Here is a 4,901-nt window from a genome sequence, read left to right as displayed (position 1 = left end):
AGAGGGCAACATCGCCTTGTTGTCAGCCGCTGACGCCGGGGTTGCGCCTGCCAAAACGGCGACGGCGCCGGAAGCTCCGGCAGCCGTGAAGAAGCCGCGACGCGAGAATCCAGTCCTAAAGAGTTCCTTGTCATCAGTCATGGATTCAGCTTGGTGCGGCGCCGAGGCGAGACAGTGAAAACTGTCCAAGCGGCGAGTCACCGACACATTAATTCTTGGTAACCCCTTTCCCTTAGTGGGTGCGCCCGATGCCCTGCAGGTGATCGACCGGTACGGGTTTCCACATCCGCGACGTCGGGTTGCTCGCCCTCGGCTTTGGCACGCCCGGCACCGACAGTCATGGGCGTCGAAGCCTATGCGCAACAAACGCACCGCCTGGACGCTCATGGTGCTCCTGCTGTGGATCGGCAGTTACAGGCACCACTTCGGCGCCGACGAGATTCGACGGTAGGTCCGGTGGGCGGGATTCCAAGCTGATTCCGGGAAATTGCAAGCGGTTGGCGGGGGAGTATGGTGGGCGAGATTTGGGGTGGTTTTAGCTGCCGGGTACCGCGGTCGCGGGCGGCGTCGCCGGAGCCTGTGTCGGCGCCGGGGCTGTTTGTGCCGGCTGGGCGGTGGCCGGCGCGGGAACTGCTGTTTGTACCGGTTGGGCGGTGCCCGGCGGGGAGGCTGCCGGAGTCGGTTGCTGTGGGACCGGCGCCTGTGTCGGGGCGGACCCGGGTATGGGAGATGTGCCCCCGTCGGGGGGTGCTGGGGCTGTGTTGGATGTGGTGGTGCTTGGGGCCGGAGCGGTTGTCCCGGATTCGGATTGGGTTGCGGAGGGGTCGTGCGTGATGATCTGCTCGATGCGGGTCTTGTAGTCAGCGAGGCGGGACTGCAGCTCTGACAGGGGGATGTTTTCGATGTTTGCCTCGAAGTTTCTGACTTCGTCCCATATTTTCGCCAGTTGTTCCGTTCCTGCTGGGCTCAGTGGGCGGTCGAGGGTCAGGACCAGCTGGTTGGCGAGTGCGTAGGTGAGGCATTGGACGCAGTTGTAGTTGGCGGCCGCGGCGAGGTTCTGTGGAACGATCACGTTCGCGTGGCCCACGACGAGCACCACTTGGAAGCCGATGGCAACGGCGCCGCAATCCCGACAACTGGCGAAGGCATACGCTTCGTTTTTGTTGAGCGCCTGGCCGTCATCAACCCAGACGAGGGCGAACGCCACGTCATAGGTTACGGACCCGTCTTTGGTGTTCACAGCCAATGCCTGGTTCCCGCCGTCGCCCGGGGGCAACGGTTTGTCGAAGGGGAAGACCCAGGCGGGCTCTGCGGCGGGGGCGCCGGTATCTGCGGCGGTTGTTTGCGGGGCCCGGGGGATCAGTATCATGGCCAGTTGCGGCTTGTCCGCCGTCGGCCTGACGCTGCCGGAGGGCCAGATGGCTGCTACCCTTCCCTGCGCTCCATCTACGAGCCGGTTGGGTTTGGGCATTACCAAGGAAACGGCGTCGGTGATGGTGCCTCGGTCATAGCGCTGGATTGGCCGGTAGGTGGAGGCATTGGGCCACCACGCCGTAATCAGCAGGGCGCAGACAAGGGCGCCGGCGACTGCGGCGCCGGCACGTCGGCCTGGACGGCCCCGGGTTTTCCGCCAAACCGCCCGCGCGCCTTGACGTATCATCCTGACGAGGACGATGCCTGTGCCGAGGATGGGAAGGGCAGCGGCGAGAATCATGAGGATATGCGCCGCGCCGCCGGGCAGGTCACCATGGCCCCAGGCATCGCCGAGGAGGCTCTGCTGGCGTGCGATGCTCACCACAGCGGTGGCGAGCACACGCGGGAGCGTGAGAACCATCATCACGATACTAAAAAGGAGGAGAGGCACTACGATCAGGACCCAGATGCTGACGACGGCGCGGGCCCACGGTTTGAGGGCTTTGGACTCCGGCCTGCCCCAACGCCAGGGAAGCAGGCCCAGGAGGGTGGGCTTGATCCGTTGGAAAAGATCCGGTACGCCGGTGAGGTCGGCGAGCACGTGGTATCCGTCGAAACGGACCAGAGGTGTGAGCTGGCGCAGCATCTGCAGGATCTGGGTCAGCACGACCAGCAGCAGGGCGTCGTAGCCGGTGGCCCACCAGATCCCGGCGATCAGCACAGTGACGATAGCGTTGAAGTAGAGGCCGCCGAGGTCGGTCCTGACCCGGCCAGCGCGCCCGAGCCGGTATGAGTCTGTCACGTCCGTGTAAAAGGCTGGCCAGAACAGGTACAAGCCTGCGCCCATCGCTCCCGGAGTCGCTCCTCCGTAACGTGCTGCGGCGGCGTGGCCGAATTCATGGAAACCGGAGGAGAAGATCGTCACGGCGACTACAAGCAACAGCAGTGCCGGGTTCTCGAACGCGTCGTGGGTTGCCGATCCTAGCCCTTTGAGTGCCAGCACCCACCAGCAGACAAAAAGGAAGGCGCCCAGCACGGGCACGGCGATGAGTGGATGGAACAGGTGGGCGAATGGTGCGGTCAGCCGCCTGGTTTTCTCGGCATCCGTCACGGCGTAACGGAAGCGCAATCCAAGCAGCGGATTGGACTTCTTGACTTCCGGCTGTGAGCCGTCCGGGCGCACCAGCAGACCCAACGGCCGAAGCTGGGAGTCGATCAGGGTGCGGACGTTCTCCTCGGAGACCCGGCGCCCGGACTTTTCGCTGACGCTCTCAGCAAGCTGCGCAGGGCTGGTTCGGCCGTCCACTGCAGACAACACCATGTAGAGCAGCCGCGTCAGCTGAAGGGTCTGTCCGTCTGCCCGGCGCACCAGAGACGGCGGTTCCCGGTAGCCCGATCCTTCCATTTCACCGATCAGCTCAACGCCGTCCGCACGGGACGGGCAGCGTTCGTCCGCGCCCATGTCCGGTGAGCTGGCATAGTCGGCGGGGTCGAGCGGGCCTCCGGGAATCACCGTCACCGGGTACTACTGCTGCAGGGTCGAGTGTTGGTTCGACGTGGCCGTGGCAGCCCCGTCGATGTGCTGGTTGATCACGGCGTCCTGCTGGGCGGCGGCCACGGCATTGCTATCGATCGCGCCGATGTTTGCTGCCACCCCGGCGTTGATCGGTGCCGCAACATTGGCGTTGGCGGCAACGGCGCCGTTGATGGGGGCGGCGATACCGGCGTTGGCGTCGAGTTTTACATCCACGTTGAGCAGGTTCCCGTTCACGGCGGCGGTCGGATCAGTGACCGTCCCGCCGGCGGGAGCGGCCGGGGCCGGCGCGGCCGCAGCCGGCGGCGCTGTGTGGCCGATGCTGCTGTCCTGCGTCGAGTTCGCCGTCGCGTCGGCATTGATACCCTGATCGATTAGTGCGCCCTGATGGGCCACACCCGCGGCCGTGGAACCGGCCGAGAGAACGTTGGCCGACGCGGACGCATCAATAGGTGCCGCGACGTTGGCGTTCGCGGCCACGCCAAGATCGATCGGCGCGGCCGCCTGGATTCCGAGGTTTAGGTCGGCATTGAGGTCAAGGATGGATGCGACTTCCTTCGCCGGCAGCGCGGTGATGCCTTCCGCGGCCAGTTCTTCAGCGGACAACGGCTCAAGTTCCTGCTCTTCGTTCATCACAAACTCCATTTCCGGCACAAGTAGCCTGGCCGTCAGCTATTTCGATAAACACTTCATCCACCGCTTCGGTGACTGATTTCGCACGGAGAACCGCACCGGGAAATGGATCAAGGAAGAGCTCACCACCCCAGCGCCGCGCTCTCCGGTAAATAGTAAGGGTACTTTTCATGTTTTGCGACCGGGCATCTGTCCGCGCCTACGCGGAAAGGTCAACGCCAACAGTCGAATGGTTCGTCGATCCCGTTCAGAGAGTACTAAGCTTGCTTAGTATTAAGTCTTTCAGGCAAGAGGTGAAGCAAGATTCAAGATCGGGGATGGGCGTCGGCCCGGAGCTCTAGCCGGGAGGATATGCGGTCGTCGCGTGGCCCTTTGGCCCGCTCGCCACGGCAGCAGGTGGGATCCGGAGGGACGGGATCGAGTTCCGGGGTTGGTTCCTCGGCCGAGAAGCCTGAGGCCAAGGAGTTGCTGGTGAGGGGCTTGTCATATACGAAGCAGATTCGGCGGGTCAAGGTCCTCAGGGCGTGCTTTGATTTCCGTCGGGCCTTGGATCTTGCTTTGGAGTGCGTTGTGGCCGCCGAAGCTGATCTCGGGGTCCGCCGGCCAGAGGTGGCCGGATCTGACAAGGATACGGGCCCGTTGGGGCCGCCTCCAGCCGCGGTCACGTGGCTCGCTTGCCAGCTGTGCAGGGAGCTGGGCGAGTACCGGTTGGAGGTATCCCTGATCGAACGATGGCTTGGGCACTCAAATGCCGACCACGGAGAAGATCATGCCGTTGAGCAGATGAAATGGCGACTGGCCACAGCGAGCGAGCTCCTGCGGACCGGCCGTCGCCCGGCCTGGGTTCAGGGCGCGCTCCCCGGCAACGCCCTGCCTTCGGGAGTTGCCGGGGATCGCCGCGGACAGAATGCCGGCCTGCATACCCTTTAGGGCCAGTCGTTATCCCCGGTCCAGAATGTCTTGCAGGAATTCCTCCCCTTTACAGCCCTACCTTGGCGGCCGGCTGCAACTCCCGGAGTTTGGGACGCTTCTGACATTGGTGCGGTCTCTAGGGCGGCTTCAGGGGGGTGAGTAACTTTCACAGTCATTCCTCACCGTTTTCTCCCGGGCCGCGGTCTTGGGTTAGGGCACCGCCGGGACTGTGAGGGCTGCGGTTTCGGCAGTGACCGTATGGGTGAGCGCGGCGAGCGAGACGGCTACGGAGTGGTCCGGCTCTTCCTCCGGTGTGCTGTGGGCCCGGAGCACCACGAGCGACTTCGCCGCGAGGGACACAATGCCGTCTGCTTCAACGGGCCCCGAGTCGGCGCCCACCCCGGCTGTA

4 protein-coding genes are annotated in these 4,901 nt (G+C 64.4%); 1 reads left to right on the top strand and 3 read right to left on the bottom strand.

The features are described 5' to 3' along the window. Positions 1-535 precede the first annotated feature (535 nt). Both KNN17_RS21990 and KNN17_RS21985 read right to left on the bottom strand, forming a co-directional pair. Positions 536-2,932 (bottom strand): hypothetical protein, encoded by a 2,397-nt coding sequence (locus tag KNN17_RS21990; RefSeq protein ID WP_308196874.1) that lies wholly within the window; start codon positions 2,930-2,932, stop codon positions 536-538. Between the two features lie 6 nt (positions 2,933-2,938). Continuing rightward, positions 2,939-3,580: a peptidoglycan-binding protein gene (locus tag KNN17_RS21985; RefSeq protein ID WP_241711011.1), complete on the bottom strand. Its 642-nt coding sequence runs from the start codon at positions 3,578-3,580 to the stop codon at positions 2,939-2,941. 471 nt (positions 3,581-4,051) lie between these two features. Here KNN17_RS21985 and KNN17_RS21980 point away from each other — a divergent pair, with 471 nt between their 5' ends. Beyond that, positions 4,052-4,510: a hypothetical protein gene (locus KNN17_RS21980; protein WP_241711010.1), complete on the top strand. Its 459-nt coding sequence runs from the start codon at positions 4,052-4,054 to the stop codon at positions 4,508-4,510. Between the two features lie 192 nt (positions 4,511-4,702). Here the strand turns inward: KNN17_RS21980 and KNN17_RS21975 are convergent. After that, on the bottom strand, positions 4,703-4,901 hold a 199-nt coding region (locus tag KNN17_RS21975; RefSeq protein WP_241711009.1), incomplete at its 5' end, for a hypothetical protein.

The organism is Arthrobacter bambusae (assembly GCF_022606295.1).
GTDB lineage: Bacteria > Actinomycetota > Actinomycetes > Actinomycetales > Micrococcaceae > Arthrobacter > Arthrobacter bambusae_A.
The sequence above is the reverse complement of the archived record's forward strand: the minus strand, read 5'-3'. Positions and strand labels throughout refer to the sequence as shown.